Here is a 21,445-nt window from a genome sequence, read left to right as displayed (position 1 = left end):
TCGTCCTGCTACGACGCGATCTTTCCGGGGCGAAGTGCGACCTGAGCTGGTCGGCGCCCGGCTTTCGACGACGAATCGCGACACGAGAAGACGAGCGGATGCCGCAGAGGCGGCCGATAGGCTCACCCCATGACCTCCGCTGAGACCCGGCGCGCGGGGCGCGCTTCGACTCCCACGCTGCATGACGTCGCACGGGCCGCGGGGGTGTCGCTGGCCACGGCGTCCCGTGTGCTGAACGGCTCGGAGCGCAAGGTCGCCGACTCGTTCCGCGAGCGCGTCGAGCAGGCCGCCGCCGAGCTCGGGTACACCGCGAACATCTCCGCGCAGTCGATCGCGCGCGGCACCTCACCGGTGATCGCGCTGCTGGTCGCCGACATCGCCGACCCGTTCTTCGGCCTGATCGCCTCCGGAGTCGCCCGCGGTGCGGACGAGCACGGACTCGTCGTCACGATCGCGATCACCGAGCGCGACCCCGAGCGCGAGAACCGCATCCTGCGCGCACTGCGCGGGCAGCGTCCGCAGGGCGTGATCCTCGCCGCATCCCGCAGCGAGGGCGGCGAGCAGGAGCGACCCGACGAACTGGCGGCGTTCTCCGCACTCGGCGCACGCACAGTGACGTTCGGGCCCGGCGGCGATCGTGGCGTGCAGATCGACAACCGCGGCGGCGCGGAAAGGCTGGGTCGTGAGATGGCTGCGCACGGCTACCGCAGGGCGATCGTGCTCGGCGCGGCCGAGGGTGTGCGCACCTCTGACGATCGTCTCGCCGGTTTCGAGGCGGGTTTCGGAGCCGGAGGAGGCGCGGTGGAGCGCACCTACCGTGGTGGTTTCGCCCGCGAGTCCGGCACGGAGAGCATGACCGCGGCGCTCGCAGACGGCGTCGAACCGGGCACCCTGGTCTTCGCGCTCAGCGATGTCGTGGCGGTCGGCGCGATGACCGCCATCCGCGACGCCGGTCGCACGGTCGGTGCCGACATCGCGGTGTGCGGCTTCGACGACGTGCCCGTCAGCCGCGACGTCACCCCGCAGCTCACCACCGTGCGCGTGCCGCTGAGCGAGCTCGGCTATCAGGCGTTCCGCGCCACGGTCGATGCCGAGTGGCAGCAGCCCGACCTCGACCTCGAGGTCGTCGTGCGCGGCAGCACCCCCGGACTCGCGTGATGCGCGTCGTCCTCGCCCCGGACAGCTTCAAGGGCACGATCACGGCAGCGGATGCGGCATCCGCGCTCGCCGACGGCTGGGGCGACGCTGCCGAGTTCGTGATGCGCCCGATGGCCGACGGGGGAGAGGGCACGGTCGCCGCGTTCGCGGCGGCGGTGCCCGGAGCCGTGCGGATGCCGGTCACGGTGGACGGCCCGGCCGGCGCACCTGTCGACACCGCGTGGCTGCTGTTGCCCGCGACGGCGGAGGCGCCCGAAGGCACCGCCGTGATCGATCTCGCGTCGACTTCCGGCATCGAACTGCTTGACCAGCTGCGCCCCTTCGACGCCGACTCGACCGGGTTCGGCCAGGCGATCGCCGCCGCGCTGGACCACGGGGTGTCGCGGCTGGTGCTCGGAATCGGCTCGAGCGCGTCCACCGACGGAGGCACCGGGATGCTGCGCGTCCTGGGAGCGCGGTTCGCAGACGCATCCGGTTCGGAAGTCGCGCAGGGGGCCCGCGGACTGCCGTCGATCGCGCACGCCGACCTCAGCGGGCTGCTCCCGGCGCCCGAGACGCTCGTCCTCACCGACGTCACGAATCCGCTGACCGGACCCCGAGGCGCGGCCGAGGTGTTCGGCCCGCAGAAGGGCCTCACCGGCGCCGCCGATCGCACGAGGACGGATGCCGGTCTCGCGGCGCTCGCCGCGCTGCTGGGGCTGGATCCGGAGACACCGGGCGCCGGGGCCGCCGGAGGCGTCGGTGGCGCGCTGGTCGCGTGGGGTGCGCGGCTGCTCCCGGGGGCATCCGAGGTCGCCCGCCTCATCGGACTGGCCGAGGCGATCGCCGATGCCGACCTCGTGATCACCGGTGAGGGCTCCTACGACGGGCAGTCCGGCGACGGCAAGGTGCCGTCGTTCGTCGCCGGACTCGCAGCGGATGCCGGCGTGCCGGCGGCCGTGGTCGCCGGCCGGATCACGGCGGATGCCGACACCTCGATCTTCGCGGCATCCGTGTCGCTGACGGAGCTGTCAGGGGCGTCGGAGGCGGCGCTCGCGGAGCCGGCGCGCTGGCTCCGCGCCGCCGGGGCCGGGCTGGCCGCGAAAACCGAGGCCTGAGCGCCCTTCCGCTCGCTTTCCGCGCGGATCCTGAGCGAGCGAAGCGAGACGAACGGCGCTCAGGATCAGCGCGGTGGTGAGAGGCAGGCTGTGACAGCCACGCCCTTCGTCTCGTCGCTGCGCTCCTCGCTCAGGACCCGGGATGGGTGAGTTCGGGCGCTCGTCGCCCGGGTGGTCAGCCGCCGAGCGCCGCGCTGACCACGGCCCGCGCCTCCTCCTGCACCTGTGCGAGGTGCTCGGGGCCGCGCAGGCTCTCGGCGTACAGCTTGTAGACGTCCTCGGTGCCGGACGGGCGTGCGGCGAACCAAGCGTGCTCGGTCTGTACCTTCAGTCCGCCGATCGCCGCGCCGTTGCCCGGCGCATGCGAGAGCTTCGCGGTGATCGGCTCGCCGGCGAGCTCCGCCGCCGAGACGGCTTCGGGGGCGAGCTTCGACAGCGCCGACTTCTGCTCCGGCGTCGCCGGCGCGTCCACCCGCTGGTACGCGGATGCGCCGAACGCGTCCTCCAGCTCGGCGTAGCGCTCCGACGGGCTCTTGCCGGTCACGGCGATGATCTCGGCGGCGAGCAGGCAGAGCAGGATGCCGTCCTTGTCGGTCGACCACACGGAGCCGTCGCGGCGCAGGAAGGACGCACCCGCGGACTCCTCGCCGCCGAACGCGACGGTGCCGTCGAGCAGGCCTGGTACGAACCACTTGAAGCCCACCGGCACCTCGAGCAGCCGGCGGCCGAGCGACTCGGCGACGCGGTCGATGATCATCGACGACACCAGGGTCTTGCCGATCGCAGCATCCCTCGGCCACTGCTCGCGGTGCGAGAACAGGTAGTCGATCGCGACGGCCAGGTAGTGGTTCGGGTTCATCAGCCCGGCATCCGGGGTGACGATGCCGTGCCGGTCGGCGTCGGCGTCGTTGCCGGTGAGCACGTCGTAATCGCCCTTCTTGGCGACCAGCGACGCCATCGCACTCGGCGACGACGGGTCCATCCGGATCTTCTCGTCCCAGTCCAGCGTCATGAAGCGCCAGGTCGGGTCGACCTCGGGGTTGACGACGGTGAGGTCCAGGCCGTGCATCTCGCGGATCAGCGCCCAGTACTCGACGGATGCCCCGCCCAGAGGGTCGGCGCCGATGCGGACGCCCGCGCGCTTGATCGCCTCGACGTCGATGATCGAGGGCAGATCGCGGACGTAGGCGTCGCGGAAGTCGTAGGTGCCGATGGTGGAGTCGTCGATGTCGGCGTGCCTGATGCGCTTCACGTCGGCAAGGCCGCCGGCGATGAGCTCGTTGGCGCGGTCGGCGATCCAGCCCGTGGCATCCGTGTCGGCCGGTCCGCCGTTCGGCGGGTTGTACTTGAAGCCGCCGTCGCGCGGCGGGTTGTGCGACGGCGTGACGACGATGCCGTCGGCGCGGCCGGAGTCGGATGCTGCGCGGCCGCGGTTGTAGGTGAGGATGGCGTGGCTGAGCGCCGGCGTCGGCACCCACGACTCGCGGGAGTCGACGCGCACGTCGACGCCGTTGCCGATCAGGACCTCGACGGCGGTGCGCTCGGCGGGCAGCGAGAGGGCGTGCGTGTCGCGGCCGAGGAACAGCGGGCCACTGATGCCCTGCCCGTTGCGGTAGTCGACGATCGCCTGCGTCGTCGCGAGGATGTGGTCCTCGTTGAAGCTGGAGGTGAGAGCAGAACCGCGATGGCCGCTGGTGCCGAACACCACCCGTTCGGCGGAGACGTTCGGATCGGGGTGGCGATCGTAATAGGCGGCGATCAGTTCGTCGACGTCGATCAGGTCGCTTTCCTCCGCGGGGAGGCCGGCACGGCTGCTCATGTGCATAGTCTGCCCCGCACCGCGGACTTGTGCACGTTCGGTGACGATCGGTTCTCGGCGACGCGCCCGGGACTAGGCTTGCCGGGTGACCGATCGCCGCACCTACAGCTACCTGGGCCCTGCCGGAACCTTCACAGAGGCGGCGCTCGACCAGGTGCCCGAGGCGCGAGGGCACCACTGGAAGCCGGTGCACAACGTCGGCGAGGCGCTCGGAGACGTGCTGTCCGGGGTCTCGGATGCCGCGATGATCGCGATCGAGAACTCGATCGAAGGCGGCGTCTCCACGACTCTCGACGCCCTCGCCACGAAGCCCGGTCTGCGGATCGTCGGTGAGTACCTGGTGAACGTGAACTTCGTGCTGGTCGCGGCGCCCGGCACGACCCTCGATGACGTCTCGGTGATCGCCGCGCACCCGGTCGCGTACGCGCAGTGCCACAGCTGGCTCGGCGCTCACCTTCCGAAGCATTCGCACGTGCCGGCGGCCAGCAACGTGGCATCCGCCATCGGCATCCTCGACGGGAGCCTGCCCGCGCAGGCCGCGATCGCGGCCCCTGGCATCGTGCAGCATCACGAGCTCGAGGTGCTGGCCGAGGACATCGGCGACAACGCGAGTGCGCAGACCAGATTCGTGCTGGTGACACGAACCACGACCCCCGTGCCGCCGACCGGCGCGGACAAGACGTCCCTCATCGTGGAGCTGCCGGAGGACCACGCGGGTGCCCTGCTCGAGCTGCTCGAGCAGTTCTCCACCCGCGGGATCAACCTGTCGCTGCTGCAGTCCCGCCCGATCGGCGACGAGCTCGGCCGGTACCGCTTCGTGCTGGACGCCGACGGCCACGTCTACGACGAGCGGATGGCGGACGCCCTGCTCGGCATCCGCCGGTTCAGCCCGCGCGTGGTGTTCCTCGGGTCGTACCCCCGGGCCGACCGCAAAATCGTGCAGTACCCGGAGCGCTACGCCGACGACGTGTTCGTCGAGGCGCGCGACTGGCTGCGCGGCCTGATCGGCGGCGAGCCGGAGGCCTGACGCGCCCCCGCCCCCCGCGAGCCCGTCCGCCGAGGGATGGCTTTCACGGGCTGTAGGCGGCACGGCGAGGGATGGGTTTCTGCGGCACCAGGGCGCGTCACCGGCGAAAGACATCTCTGAGGATCGCTGCTCAGCGGGCGCGGGATGTGATCGCGCGACGAACCCGGGCGAGGAAGTCCTCCTGGCCCGACGGCTTCAGATCGGCCTGGGTCAGCCGGATGACGATCCAGCCGCGATCCTCGAGATCCCGTTGCCGGCGGATGTCGGCGCGCCACTGATCCTTGCTCGTTCGATGGCCGTCACCCTCGTACTCGATCGCGATGCCGAGCGCGGGGTAGGCGAGATCGACGCGGGCGATGAACCGCCCGCAATCGCGCACCTCATGCTGAACCACGGGTTCGGGCAGCCCGGCATGCACGAGTAGGAGTCGCGTTTCGGTCTCCTTCGGCGACTCGACTCCGAGCCGAGCCAAGGGCAGCGCGGAGCGCACCTTCCCGCATCCCGTGAATCCGGCCCACTCCAGGAGCCGCCGCTCGATCTCGGTGATCGTGACCAGGGGCTTCTGGGTGTGGAGGCCGGGATAGTTGCCACAGGTAGTGAGGATCGCATCGAGCGCGGTGACGATCTGTACGACAGTCAGCTCGGGGGCCGTGCTGAACACGGCGGCGATCGGGTCGACGACCGGCATCCCGTGCACCCGCGAGGTGCGGGCACGGTGCTTGTCCAACCGCCGTCCTTTCATGCCCGTGACTTTCGGTGGTGTCATTTCGCGAGGCACGGCGACGTGGAGCAGTTCCTTCGTGGTCCAGCGCTTCGGATGCGGGAGGCCCCAGAGGCGCATTGCGGTACGTCCGACGAATCGGTGACCCGGACGCATCCGTAGCGAGTAGCACGCCGCCGTCGCAAGGAAGGTCTCCGGAGCTTCGGTGGCTCGGACGCCGCGGAACGGGCGCGCGAGGTCAGGCGTGCTGCTGCGCCAGGCGCCGATGCCCGCATCCTGGGCGTCGCGCAGGCTGAAGTGTGTGCCGAGGTGTGCGGGGAGCTGGATTCGGTGGCGCATTCTGACCATCGTGCTCCGCGCTCTCGCTGTCGCTTCGCGTCGTCTCAGTCGGTGTGGATGGCTCGTGCCGGTTCTTCGGTTGTGGAGGACCAGTCGCCGTCCTCCAGGCGGCTGCGGGCGAGCCGAGCAGGGCACGTCCAGGGATGCGTCTCGGCGCTCGACGGACCTCCGGCCGCCGAAAGGCATCTTTGGAGCGGCGGGGCCGGCAGGAGTGACCGCCGAAAGGCATCCCGAGGCGTCAGTCCGGTGTGCAGCCCCTGGAACTGCTCGCCGGGTGAACCGCCCGCCCTGCGCGTCAGCCCGCGAGCAGCTCCAGCGTCTGGACGCGGCCGGGGGCGGCATCCGTCGGCTCGGCGGCGAACGAGCCCGCGACCGGCGAGACCATGATCTCGTCCACGCCGTGCTCGGCCGCGAAGGCAGTGAGTGACTCGCGTACGTCAGGGCCGGAGCCGACGAACCAGCCGGCGCCGGCTGCGGCGAGCTGCTCCGCGGAGCCCACCTCGTCGGCATCCGCCACGCCCTGCTGCGCCTGCTCGACGGTCTCGAGCAGCGTCAGCGGACGGCCGGAGCGGATCCGCGCCATCGCCCGCAGCTGCGGCAGCGCGCGGGCCTCCGCCTCTTCCGCGGTCGGTGCGACGACGACGTTCGCGGTGAGGAAGGTCTGCGGCGAGTCCAGCCACTCCGAGGCCGTGAATCCGCTGCGGTACAGATCGAGCGCGCGCTGCAGGCCGTGCCCCGAGAAGTGGTTCGCGAAGACGTACGGCAGGCCGAGGGACGCCGCGAGCTGCGCGGAGTAGTCGCTCGATCCGAGCAGCCACACCTGCGGGGTTCCGGATGCGGCCGGCGTCGCGCGCACGGCGTACTCGCCGCCGCTCGTGAAGCGGACGGTCGCGCCGTCGCGCTGCAGCATGAGAGCGATGTCCTGCACGTGCGAGGGGAAGCGCTCCACGTCGCCGGTGGTGCCGGACTGCCGCAGCAGCTGCGTGATCACGGGGTCGCTGCCGGGAGCCCGGCCGATGCCGAGGTCGATGCGGCCCGGTGCGATGGCCTCGAGCGCGCCGAACTGCTCGGCGACGATGAGCGGCGCGTGGTTGGGCAGCATCACGCCGCCGGATCCCACGCGGATGTTCTTCGTGCGGGATGCTGCCGCAGCAATCAGCACCGGGGGAGTGGTGGAGGCCACGGCCGGCATGTTGTGGTGCTCGGCGAACCAGTACCGCCGATAGCCGAGCTCGTCGGCGCGCTGCGCGAGCGCGAGCGAGGTGCCCACCGCCTCGGCGCTGGTCTGCCCGGTGCGCACCGGGACGAGGTCGAGGACGGAAAGCGCGGGAGTACTCATCGAAGGGTGCAACCCGGCATCGGTCCCCGGCATTCCTGCGCTTCTGATTCCGGGGAATGCCGCCGATGGTCGCTTCCCGGCCCCGGATGCGGCGCATTGCGACATTCCTCGCGAACCCCACGCCCTTGACCGTGCGCGCCGAGCGGCGTAGGCCGGAGGACATGGATCGTTTCCAGGACAGACGTGAGGCCGGCAGGATGCTCGGCCGGCGACTGGCCGAACGCCCGCGACAGGATGCCGTGGTGCTGGGGCTCCCGCGCGGCGGCGTGCCTGTGGCCGCGGAGGTCGCCTCGATTCTGCACGCTCCGCTCGACGTGCTCGTCGTGCGGAAGCTCGGCGCGCCAGGTCATGCCGAGTTCGCGATCGGCGCGGTGGGGGAGGACGGCGCGAGGGTGCTGAACGACGACGCGCATCTCTACGCCGATGAGGCCGCAATCGCCGAGAAGACGGAGCGCGAGGAGGCCGAGGTCGAGCGCCGTGTGGTTCTCTTCCGCGAGGGCGCGCCGGCAGCAGCCCTGGATGGACGCACCGCGATCGTCGTCGACGACGGCGTCGCGACCGGCGCCACCGCCCGCGCGGGCTGCGCGATCGCGAAGGCGCGTGGCGCGGCATCCGTCGTTCTCGCGGTGCCGGTCGCTGCGCCGGACTCCCTGCAGAGCATCCCCTCCGACGAGGTCGTCTGCCTGAGCGCGCCGGCCGGATTCATGGCGGTGGGCATGCACTACTTCGACTTCCCGCAGACGTCCGACGCCGAAGTCGTCGCGCTCCTGCGCGCCGCGCGGAACTGATCCCGCGGCCGCGGGATCAGCGGCCGTAGCCTGAACGGCATGGATGCCGAGGTCTTCTACGTGCTCGTCGGCGCCGTGCTGGTCGCGGCGATCGCCCGATGGAAGGGTTGGCCCGCCCCGCTGCTGGTCACGGTGGTGGCGCTCGCCGCGTCGCTGATCCCGCAGGTGCCCGATCTCGACATCGACGGGCACGTGCTGTTGATCCTGGTGCTGCCGCCGTTGCTCTACTCGGCCGCTCTCGACGTCTCGTTCGTGAGCTTCAAGCGCAGCCTGCCGCAGATCCGGCGCCTCGGCATCGGGCTCGTGCTCGTCACGACCGCCGTGGTGGGGCTCGTCGCGTGGTGGATCATGCCCTCGCTCACACTGTGGGGTGCGTTGCTGCTGGGCGCGATCGTCGCCCCTCCCGACGCCGTGTCCGCGGCATCCATCGGCCGCAAGCTCGGTCTGCCGCGCCGCATCATGTCGGTGCTCTCCGGAGAGAGCCTGATCAACGACGCGACCTCGCTCACCCTGTTCCGCATCTTCGCGGCGGTCCTCGCCGGCTGGACCGTGACGGTCTGGGACGGCATCTGGCAGTTCGCCGTCGCCGTGATCGTCGGGGTCGCGATCGGCCTGGTCTTCGGAGCCGTGTTGCACCTCGTCCGCATGCGCAGCGACGATGCGGTCATCAACGGCACCCTCGGCCTGCTCGCACCGTTCGGCGCCTACGCGATCGCGGAGCACCTGAACGGCTCCGGCGTGCTCGCCGTCGTCGCGATGGGCCTGTACGTCGGGTTCAACGCGCCGCGCACCAGCTACACGACCCGGCAGCAGGAGAAGCCGCTGTGGCTGTCGGCCGACTTCCTGCTCGAGTCGTTCGTGTTCGCCTACATCGGCCTGCAGCTGCCGCGCGCGATCGCGGAACTCGGCTCGGGGAGCGTCGGCGGCGTGCTCTGGCTCTCCGCGGCCGTGCTCGTCGCGGTGCTGCTCGTGCGCCCCGCGTTCGTCTACCCGGCGAGCATGTGGGGGCAGTGGTGGCAGCGGGTGCGCATCCGGCGCTGGGAGAACATGCTCGAGTCGGGCCGCTTCGCGGAGATGCAGCGCAGAGCGGATATCGCCAAGGAGCGGGCGGATGCCACAGCCGCGGGCACCGGGCGGCCCTCCCGCCCTGTGCGCCCGATGAAGTCGCCCGAGCAGATCCGCGCCGAGCTCACCGAGCCGGCGCTGTCGTGGCGGGACAACGCAGTGGTCTCCTGGGCCGGCATGCGCGGGGTCGTCACGCTCGCGACGGCGGCCGCCGCCGCGGATCTCGCCGGTCTCGAGCCGGATGCCGCGCACGCGATCGTCGTGGTCGCCTTCGTCGTCACCGTGGGGACGCTGCTGCTGCAGGGGCTGACGCTGCCCTGGCTGATCCGCCGTCTCGGCGTCGCCGACGGCACCGAGGCGGAGGAGGATGCCGCCGAGATCGCCGCCGTCCGCGCGCGCAGCCGTGAGGCGGGCAAGGCGTACCTGCGCGGCATGCGGAAGACGTGGGCGCAGCAGCACGGGCAGGACAGGGTCGACGCGTTCGACGCGTTCGCGCAGCGTCTGGTGCGCGTGGAGAACAGCACTGAGCAGGCGCAGGTCGAGATGGTCCGCCCGACGTATGACGAGTTCATGACCCTGTCGAAGGGCTGGCTCGATGTGCGCAGGCAGCTGCTGATCGCGGAGCGGGACGCAGGCAACCTCAGCGAGGAGGTCATGCGTGAGCTGATCACGGCGATCGACGCAGAGGAGCTCGCGCTGGACACGAGGGCGGACACCTCGGGGCGCTGACGCGCCTGTTCGTCGTGCCCTCCTCGGCGTGCGGACGTTCCGCGCGTCCCCTGACCTCCCCCGCGCCGCGCCGCGAGGGATGCCTTTCGCAGGTCCCGCGAGCCTTGTGCCGCCGAAATGCATCCCTGCGCGCTCGGATCGGTCGGAGTGGGCGTCGTGGTCGTCGCGCCGGTCGGGTCAGGGATGGGTTTCGTGGTTTCGCGGGCGCTCTGCCGCGGAAAAGCATCCTTGCGCGGGCGGGGATCAGGTGGGGCGGGCCAGGCCGACCGGGCGAGGGATGGGTTTCGTGGGTACTCGGGCGTCTTACCTCCGAAAGGCATCCGTGGGGCGGCGGCGCGGATCGAAACGAGAGCGGCGCCCCGGATGCTCCGGGGCGCCGCTCTGTGTTCAGTCGGACGCGTCAGCGTGCGGACGCCGGCTCGGCAGCATCCGTGTCGTCGGCGGCCTTCTCGGCTTCCGCAGCCGCTTCGGCGGCTTCGTGCTTCGCGTCTGCGAGCGCCGCGTGTGCGGCGTCCTCGCGGTCCGCGGCATCCGAGTCGTCCAGGTCCTCTGCGAACGGAAGTCCCTCACGGGGCGCGTTGTAGAGGTCGAGGTCGAGGATGCCCTCGCGCTTGGCGACGATGGTCGGCACGAGTGCCTGACCGGCGACGTTCACTGCGGTGCGGCCCATGTCGAGGATCGGGTCGATGGCGAGCAGCAGGCCGACGCCCTCGAGGGGCAGGCCCAGGGTCGACAGGGTCAGCGTGAGCATGACGACCGCGCCCGTGGTGCCCGCGGTGGCGGCGGAGCCGACGACCGAGACGATCACAATCAGCAGGTACTGGAAGAAGTTCAGGTCGACGCCGAAGAACTGTGCGACGAAGATCGCGGCGATGGCCGGGTAGATGGCGGCGCAGCCGTCCATCTTGGTGGTGGCGCCGAGCGGCACGGCGAACGAGGCGTAGGCGCGGGGCACGCCGAGGTTGCGCTCTGTGACACGCTCGGTGAGCGGCAGGGTGCCGATCGACGAGCGGCTGACGAAGCCGAGCTGAACCGCGGGCCACACGCCCGAGAAGTACTGCTTGATCGACAGCCCGTGGGACTTGATCAGGACCGGGTAGACCACGAAGATCACCAGGGCGAGTCCGATGTAGACGGCGCCGGCGAACCAGGCGAGCGATGCGAGCTTGTCCCATCCGTACTGGACGACCGCGGATCCGATGAGTCCGAAGGTGCCGATCGGGGCGATGCGGATGATCCACCACAGCACGCGCTGGATGACCTTCAGCAGCGACTCGGTGAAGGCGAGGAACGGCTCGGCCTTCCTGCCCGCCTTCAGGGCGGCGATGCCGACGACGGCGGCGACCACGATCACCTGCAGGATGTTGAAGCCCACGTTCGAGGTGAACGTGCCCTCAACGGCGCCGGGGCCGGTCGAGACCGTCAGGCCGAGGAAGTTCTGCGGGATCAGGCCGAGCAGGAAGTTCCACCAGGTGCCCACGGCGTAGGGATCGCCGGTCTCGAGGTCCTGCCCGGCGCGCGCGCCGGGCTGGATGACGAGGCCGAGCACGATGCCGATGATCACGGCGATGAACGCGGTGATCGCGAACCAGAGGATGGTCTGACCGGCGAGGCGGGCTGCGTTCTGCACGCGGCGCAGGTTGGAGATGCTCGCGACGATCGCGGTGAAGATCAGCGGAACGACCGCGGCCTTCAGGAGCGTGACGTACGAGCTTCCGATCTTGCCGAGAGTGTCGGAGAGAACTGTCGGGTTCGTGGCGCTGGCGCCGAGGTTCACGGCGATGAGACCGGCCACGACGCCCAGGACGAGTGCCGCGATGATCTGGAAGCCGAACGAGGTCAGCAGCTTGCGGACCGGGCCTCGGGTGTCGGGCGCCTTCTCGCGGCGCGTCGTCGTGGTGCTCATGAAGACTCCAAGTCGGGTGCGCGCCGGGTGCGCGCCATGGGAGTCAACGTTAGGGGCGGGATTCCATTCCCGCCGGTTTTTGACGCTGAATGACGGATGCCGCAGACTGGTGCCCGCTTAGTCGGTTGTCACGCAGGTCTTCGCCGCGTCGTCGAGTTCCTTGGTGATGAGCTTCTGATCCTCGGCGCCGGTGGGCTCCTTGCCCTCGGCGATGGTGGCGAGGGCGCCGTCGGAGATCTTCGAGTCGACGAGCTGCTTCGCGATGCAATCCGAGATCTCGTCGGTGAAGACGCTCTCGCTGCCCGCGGTCTTCGCGATCTTCTGGATGCCTGCGGAGACGTCGTCGACGCTCGGCCGCGGCGTCGGCGCGCACGCGGCCAGGGACACGGCGACGGCCACGGCAGGCAGGGCGAGAAGAAGGCGCTTGAGGCTCATGGGCACCAGGGTACGTAACGACGCTGGACGGCGCCTCCCAGGCAGGGTGACCCCAGTCGGTGGGTGAACGAGAAACGATCGAGACGAAACGCGTTCGGGGCGGTGATCAGCTCGCGCGTCGCCGGGGTCGAGTGATGATTCCGGTGTCGCTTCCCGGTAGTCCTGTTTCCCCCGACTCTCCCGATAGGCTCCCAGGCGTCGCCTTCCGACGACCCGCGAACAGGAGGCCGCGATGACCACCCCCGCCGACCTGGCCGACCTTGCAGCGCGCTGGAACGCCGCCCTCGACGCCGAGCTCCCCGCCGCGCGCACCCTGCGCCGCGAGCTGCATGCCGATCCGCGCGTGTCCGGCGCGGAGGCCCCCACCCGCGATCGCCTCGTCGCCGCGCTGAGCGACGTCACCTCGTTCGAGCCGATGACGGATGCCGGTGCCGTGGGCCGCCTGGGCCCGGCATCCGGCCCGTCGATCGCGCTGCGTGCCGAGCTGGACGCCCTGCCGGTCACAGAGCAGACCGGAGCATCCTTCGCCTCGCAGAACGGCGCGATGCACGCCTGCGGACACGATGTGCACCAGGCCGCTCTTGTCGCGCTCATGCGCGCCGCGCAGCGCATCGACCTGCCGCTCGGCCTGGTCGGACTGCTGCAGCCGCGCGAGGAGACGTCCCCTCCCGGCGCGCAGGAGATGATCGAGGCGGGCGTCATAGAGCAGCACGGCATCGCGCATGTCATCGGCGCCCACGTGCATCCCGGTGTCACGACGGGAGCGGTCGCCTCCGCCGGAGGGTTCATCAACGCCGCCGCCGACGAGATCGACATCCGCGTCGAGGGACGAGGCGGGCACGGCGCCTATCCGCACCTCGCCGGCGACACGGTCGCGGCCATCGCGCACATCGCCGTCGGCGTCCCCGAGGTGGTCCGCCGCACGATCAGTCCGGTGCGACCGGCGCTGATCAGCATCGGCACGTTGAACGCCGGGCTCGGGGTCGCCAACGTCCTTCCTGCCCACGCGCACATCCGCGCGACGATGCGCACGACGGATGTCGGTGACCGCGCTGCGCTCTTCGCCGCCGTCAGCACGATGGCCGAGCGGACTGCTGAGGCATACGGCACGATCGCGACGGTCGCGCTCGTCGAGGGGCAGCCGGCACTCATCAACGACCACGACCTGGCGTTCGGCATCAACGGATGGCTCACGAGACTCGGCATTCCCGGTGATGATCCGATGCGGTCGCTCGGCGCGGACGACTTCGCCTATTTCTGCGAGGCCGTCCCCTCGGCCATGCTCTTCGTCGGCGTCGAGACCGCGGGCGAGGACCCGCAGCCGACGCTGCATCACGCGCGATTCCTGCCCGACGAGGGTGCCGTCGACCTCACCGCACGCGCGCTGCTGGCCGGCTATCTCGCCGCGGCAGAAGGACTGCTCGCAGCCGAATAGTGCTCACGCCTTCGGCGCAAGCACCAGCAGCTCCCCGACCTCGCACTCCAGCGCGTCGCAGATCGCGCGCAGCGTCGAGTATCGGATCGCCCGCGCCCTGTCGTTCTTCAGCACCGACAGGTTCACCACGCTCACGCCGACGCGCGCGCTCAGCTCGGTGAGCGTTATCCCCCGTGCGGCGAGCAGCTCGTCGAGCCGGCAGTGGATGCCGGTGTCCTCGTCGTCGGTATCGGCGGGGCTCATACCAGTCCCTCCGTCTCCTTCTGGAGGACCGCGCCACGGCGGAACGCATAGGTGATGAGGCTCAGCGCCGCGAAGATCGCGAAACCCATCCAGTAGCTCAGCGGCGTCGAGCCACCCACTTCGTCGAGGCCGACAGCGGCGCGCACGCCGCGGCCGATCGCCGAGTCGAGCAGATAGCAGGCCACGGTGCCCACCAGGACGATCGTCGCCATCCAGGTCAGCATCCGAATCGCCCGGCGCGAGAACGTGCGTCCGCGTGAGATCTCAGTGGTCAGCACGAGGTAGCAGGCGATCGCGGCGATGCCGGAGAGCGCCGCGACGACGACCGTCAGGATCATCAGCGAGAGCAGTCCGGTCCCGGCATCCGGCACCGTCACGATCCCCTGAGTCACCTGCACGGATGTCCCGTGCGGGGCCGCGGGGGAGTCGTAGCTCTCCGGCAGCGTGACCTCCCATCTCACGCCGTCGCCGAACGCGATCATCAGCCTCGTCACGGCGACCGACACGATCCCCAGGACGGCCAGCCCGCCGACGATCGCGGTCCAACCGAGGTGGGCGCCACGAGATGAGCGATCCGCGGTGCTCATACCAGCCCCTCCGTCTCGCGCTGCAGCCGCCGCCCCACCTCGAATGCGCTGACCACAAGGGCGAGAGCGATGCCCCAGCCGATCGGCGCAGGGTCGAGTTCGTAGAGGAAGGCGTAGAACTGGTCGGCGGATGCCGGGAGCAGTTCGACCGCCTGGGCTCGCGCGATCGTTCCGAGGAACGGACCGACCATCCCCGCGACCACCAGTGCGATCGCCGCGGTGCCGAGCACCGGCACCATCGACTTCCGGAACGTCCGCTGCCGGATCAGCGACAGCCCCAGCCACCACAGCGACATGCACACGATGATCGTGGCCACCGCGGGCAGCGCCCGCTCGCCGAACAGCAGCCAGCGGGTCCCGGCATCCAGAGTCTCGAACGACACGACCGATTCGGCGTAGGAAGCGGATGCCACGCCCGCGACATCCGCGAGGGAACCCATCGGTGCATCGTGCACCGGCAGCAGGACGGGAACCGGCGAACCGAAGATCTCGGCCGCGGCGCCGATCGTGCCCATCACGGCGGCGATCGCGATGCTCACGGCGCCTGTGGCGACGAGGCCCAGCGTGATCGCCTCTGCCATCGAGGGCCTTCCGGTGCGACTGATCATGATGACTCCATAACGACTATCGTTGTTATCGACTTTCGTTAACATAACGACTCTCGATATGGTCGTCAAGAGCCCCTTCCGACGGGCTCAGGGGCCTATGCGGTATGCCGACGGCGAACACGGGCTTACGGGCATCCTGCGGTCGTTACTCTCGGAGTACCGGCATCAGCAGGGGAGTATCAGCATGTTCGAGAGATTCACGGACCGAGCCCGTCGTGTGGTCGTCCTCGCCCAGGAAGAGGCGAAGATGCTCAACCACAACTACATCGGCACCGAGCACATCCTGCTCGGTCTCATCCACGAGGGCGAGGGCGTCGCCGCCAAGGCTCTGGAGAGCCTGGGCATCTCGCTCGAATCCGTGCGCGAGCAGGTGCAGGACATCATCGGTCAGGGCCAGCAGCAGCCCACCGGTCACATCCCCTTCACCCCGCGTGCGAAGAAGGTTCTCGAGCTCAGCCTCCGTGAGGCGCTGCAGCTCGGGCACAACTACATCGGCACCGAGCACATCCTCCTCGGCCTCATCCGTGAGGGCGAGGGCGTGGCAGCCCAGGTGCTCGTCAAGCTCGGCGCCGACCTGAACAAGGTGCGCCAGCAGGTCATCCAGCTGCTCTCCGGTGCCCCGGGTCGCGAGCCCACCGCCGTCGGCGCCCCGGCGCACGAGAACCAGCAGGCCCAGGGCGGTTCGCAGGTGCTCGACCAGTTCGGTCGCAACCTCACCCAGGCCGCGCGTGACAACAAGCTCGACCCGGTCATCGGGCGCGAGAAGGAGATCGAGCGGGTCATGCAGATCCTCTCCCGCCGCTCCAAGAACAACCCGGTCCTGATCGGTGAGCCCGGCGTCGGCAAGACCGCCGTCGTCGAGGGCCTGGCCCAGGCGATCGTCAAGGGCGACGTGCCCGAGACGCTCAAGGACAAGCAGCTCTACTCGCTCGACCTCGGCTCGCTGATCGCCGGCTCCCGCTACCGCGGTGACTTCGAAGAGCGCCTGAAGAAGGTCACCAAGGAGATCCGCACCCGCGGCGACATCATCGTCTTCATCGACGAGATCCACACCCTGGTCGGCGCGGGCGCCGCCGAGGGCGCGATCGACGCGGCCAGCATCCTCAAGCCGCTGCTCGCCCGCGGCGAGCTGCAGACCATCGGTGCGACCACGCTCGACGAGTACCGCAAGTACTTCGAGAAGGATGCCGCGCTGGAGCGCCGCTTCCAGCCGATCCAGGTGGCCGAGCCGAGCCTCCCGCACGCGATCAACATCCTCAAGGGCCTGCGCGACCGCTACGAGGCGCACCACAAGGTGCAGATCACCGACGGCGCCATCGTGGCCGCGGCGAACCTCGCCGACCGGTATGTCGCCGACCGCTTCCTGCCGGACAAGGCCATCGACCTGATCGACGAGGCGGGCGCCCGCCTGCGCCTCTCGATCCTGTCCAGCCCGCCCGAGCTGCGCGAGTTCGACGACAAGATCGCCGCTGTGCGCGAGGCCAAGGAGCAGGCGTCCGAGGAGCAGGACTTCGAGAAGGCCGCGTCGCTGCGCGACCAGGAGAAGGAGCTGCTCGGTGAGCGGCTGCGCCTCGAGAAGCAGTGGCGCTCTGGTGACGTGGCCACCAAGGCCGTCGTCGACGAGGGTCTGATCGCCGAGGTGCTCGCCCAGGCCACCGGCATCCCCGTCTTCAAGCTGACGGAGGAGGAGTCGAGCCGGCTCGTCTTCATGGAGAAGGCGCTGCACCAGCGCGTCATCGGTCAGGAGGAGGCCATCGCGGCCCTCTCCCGCACGATCCGCCGCCAGCGCGCCGGCCTGAAGGACCCGAAGCGTCCCTCCGGCTCGTTCATCTTCGCCGGCCCCACCGGCGTCGGAAAGACCGAGCTGGCCAAGGCGCTCGCCGAGTTCCTGTTCGACGACGAGGCCGCGCTGATCTCGCTCGACATGTCCGAGTTCGGCGAGAAGCACACCGTCTCGCGGCTGTTCGGTGCCCCTCCCGGGTTCGTCGGCTTCGAAGAGGGCGGCCAGCTCACCGAGAAGGTGCGCCGCAAGCCGTTCAGCGTGGTGCTCTTCGACGAGATCGAGAAGGCCCACCCCGACATCTTCAACTCGCTGCTGCAGATCCTCGAAGAGGGTCGCCTGACCGACGGTCAGGGCCGCGTGGTCGACTTCAAGAACACCGTGATCATCATGACGACGAACCTCGGTTCGTCGGCGATCGCCGGTGGCCCGGTCGGCTTCCAGGTCGAGGGCAACTCGCAGACGACCTACGAGCGGATGAAGGGCAAGGTCGACGAGGAGCTCAAGCGCCACTTCAAGCCCGAGTTCCTGAACCGCGTCGACGACATCATCGTCTTCCCGCAGCTGAACAAGGACGAGCTGCGCCAGATCGTGGGCCTGTTCACCAAGCAGCTCGGCGACCGCCTGCTCGACCGCGACATGACGGTGGAGCTGTCGGATGCCGCGAAGGACAAGCTCATCGAGATCGGCTTCGACCCGTCGCTCGGCGCCCGCCCGCTGCGCCGCGCCATGCAGCGCGAGATCGAGGACATGCTGTCCGAGAAGATCCTGCACGGCGAGCTGAACGCCGGTGACCACGTGAAGGTCGACGCGGTCGACGGCAAGTTCACCTTCGACGCCGCCCCGCGTGGCGAGAAGGTCTCGGTCGGCGTCAACACCGGCGGCGGCATCTCCGCCACGCCGGACCTGGCGGCCACCGGCACGGACTGACGGTCACGCACCACGAAGGGACGGATGCTGCGGCATCCGTCCCTTCGTTGTATCCGGACCGACACGGCGTCGCAGGGCCCGCGCGGAGGTTCGGTCACGATGCGCGAGGTCCTTCGCCGCTGCGGCCAATAGGCTCGACTCCACGCCGACGCCCGAGGAGCGCGATGACCGCTGCGACCAGGATTCTCGACACTCTGCTGGCATGGGAGGTCGGGCACGTCTTCTGCTGTCCCGGAACGAGCGAGATCCCGGTGCTCGATGCCATCGCCGAGCGCGGCGAGGCTGCGGCGCCGGAGTTCGTTCTCACCACGCACGAGGCCGTCTCGGTGTCGATGGCCGACGGCTACGCCAGGGCATCCGGCGGTGTCGGCGTCGCCTACCTGCACACCAACGTCGGGCTCGCCAACGGCCTCGCCCACCTCTACGCCGCGCAGGTCGCCCGCAGCAGCGTCGCCGTGGTCGTCGGCGTGAAGAGCACGGCGACGCTCCCGCAGCGCGCGCTCACCACCACGCCGCGTCTGCTCGTGACAGCGGCGCCCTATGCCGGTCACACCTGGCTGAACCTGCGGCCCGACGCGGTGCGCGACGACCTCGAACGCGCCCTGCGGCGCAGCCGCGTGGTGCCTGAGCAGCCAGCGGTGCTCGCCATCCCGCAGAACCACCTCGTGCAGCACGGCGGCGAGGGCGAGATCACCGGGATCACGGCGCAGCTCGGGCAGCGCCCGGCGGCGGAGGCGATCTCCGCCGCCGTACGGCTGATCACGCGCAGCCGGCGTCCGGTGATCGTCGCTGGTTCGGACGTCGCCCGCCGCGGTGCGTCCGCGGCGCTGGAGCACATCGCGGAGCGCATCGGGGCGCCGGTGTACGTCGAGTCGCGCCGCGATCTCGAGCGATGGCCGATCCGCACCGACCATCCGCAGTACTGCGGGCTGTTCGATATCCGCGCTGCCGCGGTCGCCGGCAGCGACCTCGTGATCCTCGCCGGCATGCCCACTCCGCTGGAGTTCTCGGCGGAGGTGCCCGTGCTGCCCGCCGGCGTCGCCGTGCTGCACATCACCGAGGATCCGGCAGAGGCCGAGCGCCGCTCCGCCCCGGCCGGCGCCTTGGTCGGCGACACGGCCGCCGCGCTCTGCGACCTCGACGATGCCCTGGCCGCCGCGCCCTGCCACGGTGCAGGCAGCGGGCACCTCGGCAGAGCGCGCGCCGAGCACGAGCGGATGCTGCAGCGCTGGCGGGCGGAGGTGCCTGATGACGCCGAGGGCGAGGCGTTCAGCGCGGCATCCGCGATGCGGGTGCTTGCAGACATGCTCGGCACACGGCGCACGCTCGTGCTCGACGGCGTCACCTCCACGCTGCCCCTGCTGCGGTTCCTGCAGCGCGCGGACGACGACTCGCTGTTCGCGACGGCGAGCGGATCGCTGGGCTGGGGGATGGGAGCCGCCGCCGGCGTCGCCCTCGCGCGCGGGGAGCGCGTGCTGGCGGTGGTCGGAGACGGTGTCGTGCAGTTCGGCGTGCCGGCTCTCTGGACCGCGGCGCATCGCCGCATCCCCGTGACCTACGTGGTGGTGAACAACGGCCGGTACCAGGCGGTGATCTCCGGGCTGCGCAAGAGCGGCGGAGCCGCGAGCCGCACCGGGGTGTTCCCGCTCACCGACATCGGCGGGGTGGACATCGCCGCGCTGGGCGCGGTCTACGGCATCGCCTCCGAGCAGGTGTCGGGCGCCGCGGGCTTGCGGGCCGCGCTTGACGGCGAGCTCACCCGTTCAGCGGACGACGGCCCTCGCATCGTCGAGGTCATGGTGAACGGGGAGTTGTGGCCGTGACCCTGCGCATGCGACATGGTGTCGCGCCGCGCACGCGCCGTTCACGACGCAGCGCGGAGGCTGCGCAGAGCGCCGGCCGCTAGCATCGCAACGACTTCGGAACGGACAGGAGGGCGTGATGACGCGCTGGGAGCGGGAATCGGCGGACGGACGCATCTACTCCGACGGGTGGCGAAGCCCCGGCGGTGGCGTCCAGGAGGTGCGTTCGCCCGGTGACAACGGGCTGCTCGGCACCGTCGGCATCGCCGATGAGGCCGACGTCGAGCGCGCCGGAGCTCGTGCTGTCCAGGCACAGGCCGAATGGGCGCGCGCCTCGTACAAGGTTCGCTCCGCTGTGCTCACCAGGGCGGCCGACGCGCTGCGGGAGATCCGCGACGAGGCCGAACATGTGCTGGTCCGCGAGAGCGGATCGCTTCCGTCCAAGGCGACGCACGAGGTGAACAAGGCCATCGACGAGCTCGACGAGGCCGCCCGCCTGGTGACGCTCTCGCAGGGCGACCTGCTGCCGGTCGAGGACCCGTCCACCCTGGGCATCGCCCGTCGCATCCCGGTCGGCGTCGTCGGCGTCATCTCGCCGTGGAACGCTCCGCTCATGCTCGCGATCCGCTCCGTCGCCCCCGCGATCGCCCTCGGCAACGCCGTGATCGTCAAGCCCGATGTGAAGACCGCGTTCTCAGGCGGCGCTCTCATCGCCGAGATCTTCGCGCGAGCCGGCCTTCCCGACGGCCTGCTGCACATCCTGCCGGGCGGCCCGGAGACCGGTGAGGCGGTCGTGCGCTCGCCGCACACCTCGGTCATCGCGTTCACCGGATCCTCCGCGGCGGGCAGGCGCGTCGGCGAGGTGGCCGGCGGCCTGCTCAAGCGCGTCATCCTCGAGCTCGGCGGCAACAACGCCTTCGTGGTGATGGCCGACGCCGACCTCGACCTCGCCGTCGCGAGCGGCATCGGCGGCTCGTTCCGGCACCAAGGGCAGATCTGCATGGCGACCGGCCGGCATCTCGTGCACGAGAGCGTCGCCGACGAGTACGTCGAGCGCCTCGCCGCCGCCGCGGCAGGGATGCGCCTCGGCGATCCCCTCGCAGAGGGGACGACGCTCGGCCCGCTGATCACCGTCGGCCAGGCCGAGCGGGTGCAGGGCATCGTCGACCAGGCGGTCGTCGACGGAGCAAGGATCGTGCAGGGCGGCACCCACGACGGCGTCTTCTACACGCCGACCGTCCTGGACGGGGTCGCGGCCGACAACGCGGCCTTCCGCACCGAGATCTTCGGCCCGGTCGCCCCGATCACCCGGTTCTCGACCGAGGAGGAGGCCCTCGCCCTGGCCAACTCCAGCGACTACGGTCTGTCCGCCGCGATCCACACCCGCGACATCGCCAGGGGACTGGGCTTCGCATCCCGGCTGCGCGCCGGGATGGTCGCCCTGAACGGGCAGACGATCTACGACGCCGCGCATATCCCGATGGGAGGGCTCGGGGCCTCCGGCAACGGCGGGCGGCACGGCGGGCACTGGAACCTGGATGAGTTCACCTACTGGCAGTGGGTGACCGTCCCGACGATCTCTGGCTGAGACCCGGTCCGGAGAGGAGGAGGGCGTGCTGCTCCGAGGGGGACGGCAC

17 protein-coding genes are annotated in these 21,445 nt (G+C 70.4%); 9 read left to right on the top strand and 8 right to left on the bottom strand.

Annotation, left to right across the window (positions count from 1 at the left end):
* Window positions 1–129 precede the first annotated feature (129 nt).
* Both GON06_RS14815 and GON06_RS14810 read left to right on the top strand, forming a co-directional pair.
* Window positions 130–1,158 carry a LacI family DNA-binding transcriptional regulator gene (locus GON06_RS14815; RefSeq protein WP_157313095.1) on the top strand — a complete coding sequence of 343 codons (1,029 nt, stop codon included), beginning with the start codon at window positions 130–132 and terminating at the stop codon, window positions 1,156–1,158.
* Window positions 1,158–2,255 carry a glycerate kinase gene (locus tag GON06_RS14810; protein WP_157313094.1) on the top strand — a complete coding sequence of 366 codons (1,098 nt, stop codon included), beginning with the start codon at window positions 1,158–1,160 and terminating at the stop codon, window positions 2,253–2,255. The genes GON06_RS14815 and GON06_RS14810 overlap by 1 nt, the downstream gene beginning before the upstream one ends.
* Window positions 2,256–2,430: 175 nt before the next feature.
* On the opposite strand, the gene pgm is transcribed toward GON06_RS14810, so the two are convergent.
* On the bottom strand, window positions 2,431–4,074 hold the full coding sequence (gene pgm / locus GON06_RS14805) for a phosphoglucomutase (alpha-D-glucose-1,6-bisphosphate-dependent) (RefSeq protein ID WP_157313093.1): 1,644 nt from the start codon (window positions 4,072–4,074) through the stop codon (window positions 2,431–2,433).
* A gap of 85 nt (window positions 4,075–4,159) precedes the next feature.
* Here pgm and pheA point away from each other — a divergent pair, with 85 nt between their 5' ends.
* Window positions 4,160–5,101, top strand: coding sequence for a prephenate dehydratase (gene pheA, locus GON06_RS14800; protein ID WP_332837601.1), 942 nt, complete (start codon window positions 4,160–4,162; stop codon window positions 5,099–5,101).
* 130 nt (window positions 5,102–5,231) lie between these two features.
* On the opposite strand, the gene GON06_RS14795 is transcribed toward pheA, so the two are convergent.
* Together GON06_RS14795 and GON06_RS14790 are read right to left on the bottom strand one after the other, a co-directional pair.
* A complete protein-coding gene (locus tag GON06_RS14795) occupies window positions 5,232–5,828 on the bottom strand; it encodes an endonuclease domain-containing protein (RefSeq protein ID WP_157313092.1) in 597 nt (198 codons plus the stop codon).
* Window positions 5,829–6,456: 628 nt separating this feature from the next.
* Window positions 6,457–7,500, bottom strand: a complete 1,044-nt coding sequence (locus GON06_RS14790; protein WP_157313091.1) for an LLM class flavin-dependent oxidoreductase — start codon at window positions 7,498–7,500, stop codon at window positions 6,457–6,459.
* A 161-nt stretch (window positions 7,501–7,661) separates the two neighbouring features.
* On the opposite strand from GON06_RS14790, the gene GON06_RS14785 reads away from it, so the two are divergent.
* Together GON06_RS14785 and GON06_RS14780 are read left to right on the top strand one after the other, a co-directional pair.
* Complete coding sequence (locus tag GON06_RS14785) at window positions 7,662–8,288, top strand: phosphoribosyltransferase (RefSeq protein ID WP_157313090.1); 627 nt, start codon at window positions 7,662–7,664, stop codon at window positions 8,286–8,288.
* 39 nt (window positions 8,289–8,327) lie between these two features.
* Window positions 8,328–10,082, top strand: a complete 1,755-nt coding sequence (locus GON06_RS14780; protein WP_157313089.1) for a cation:proton antiporter — start codon at window positions 8,328–8,330, stop codon at window positions 10,080–10,082.
* 400 nt (window positions 10,083–10,482) lie between these two features.
* Here GON06_RS14780 and GON06_RS14775 read toward each other — a convergent pair whose 3' ends face one another.
* Together GON06_RS14775 and GON06_RS14770 are read right to left on the bottom strand one after the other, a co-directional pair.
* The gene (locus GON06_RS14775) at window positions 10,483–11,988 is read right to left on the bottom strand and encodes a dicarboxylate/amino acid:cation symporter (protein WP_157313088.1); all 1,506 of its coding nucleotides are present in this window, start codon (window positions 11,986–11,988) and stop codon (window positions 10,483–10,485) included.
* 117 nt (window positions 11,989–12,105) lie between these two features.
* Window positions 12,106–12,423, bottom strand: coding sequence for a hypothetical protein (locus tag GON06_RS14770; protein WP_157313087.1), 318 nt, complete (start codon window positions 12,421–12,423; stop codon window positions 12,106–12,108).
* Between the two features lie 232 nt (window positions 12,424–12,655).
* On the opposite strand from GON06_RS14770, the gene GON06_RS14765 reads away from it, so the two are divergent.
* Complete coding sequence (locus GON06_RS14765; protein ID WP_157313086.1) at window positions 12,656–13,858, top strand: M20 metallopeptidase family protein; 1,203 nt, start codon at window positions 12,656–12,658, stop codon at window positions 13,856–13,858.
* A gap of 3 nt (window positions 13,859–13,861) precedes the next feature.
* Here the strand turns inward: GON06_RS14765 and GON06_RS14760 are convergent, their stop codons facing one another.
* Genes GON06_RS14760 through GON06_RS14750 form a run of 3 tightly spaced genes read right to left on the bottom strand, consistent with a single transcriptional unit; the run spans window position 13,862 to window position 15,296 of the window.
* Entirely contained in the window at window positions 13,862–14,101 is a 240-nt protein-coding gene (locus GON06_RS14760; protein WP_157313085.1) for a helix-turn-helix domain-containing protein, read from the bottom strand.
* Window positions 14,098–14,688, bottom strand: coding sequence for a DUF2975 domain-containing protein (locus GON06_RS14755; protein WP_157313084.1), 591 nt, complete (start codon window positions 14,686–14,688; stop codon window positions 14,098–14,100). Before GON06_RS14755 ends, GON06_RS14760 begins: the two co-directional genes overlap by 4 nt.
* A complete protein-coding gene (locus tag GON06_RS14750; RefSeq protein WP_157313083.1) occupies window positions 14,685–15,296 on the bottom strand; it encodes a hypothetical protein in 612 nt (203 codons plus the stop codon). Before GON06_RS14750 ends, GON06_RS14755 begins: the two co-directional genes overlap by 4 nt.
* A 184-nt stretch (window positions 15,297–15,480) precedes the next feature.
* On the opposite strand from GON06_RS14750, the gene GON06_RS14745 reads away from it, so the two are divergent.
* From GON06_RS14745 to GON06_RS14735, 3 genes are all read left to right on the top strand, one after another.
* Window positions 15,481–18,006 (top strand): ATP-dependent Clp protease ATP-binding subunit, encoded by a 2,526-nt coding sequence (locus GON06_RS14745; RefSeq protein ID WP_157313082.1) that lies wholly within the window; start codon window positions 15,481–15,483, stop codon window positions 18,004–18,006.
* A gap of 164 nt (window positions 18,007–18,170) precedes the next feature.
* The gene (locus tag GON06_RS14740; protein WP_157313081.1) at window positions 18,171–19,829 is read left to right on the top strand and encodes a thiamine pyrophosphate-binding protein; all 1,659 of its coding nucleotides are present in this window, start codon (window positions 18,171–18,173) and stop codon (window positions 19,827–19,829) included.
* Window positions 19,830–19,947: 118 nt separating this feature from the next.
* Window positions 19,948–21,396, top strand: coding sequence for an aldehyde dehydrogenase family protein (locus tag GON06_RS14735; RefSeq protein WP_157313080.1), 1,449 nt, complete (start codon window positions 19,948–19,950; stop codon window positions 21,394–21,396).
* Window positions 21,397–21,445 lie beyond the last annotated feature (49 nt).

The sequence above is a fragment of the Microbacterium sp. MAH-37 genome (assembly GCF_009758255.1).
Taxonomy (GTDB): Bacteria; Actinomycetota; Actinomycetes; order Actinomycetales; family Microbacteriaceae; genus Microbacterium.
Note: the sequence above shows the minus strand (reverse complement) of the source record. Positions and strands in the feature narration are given on the sequence as shown.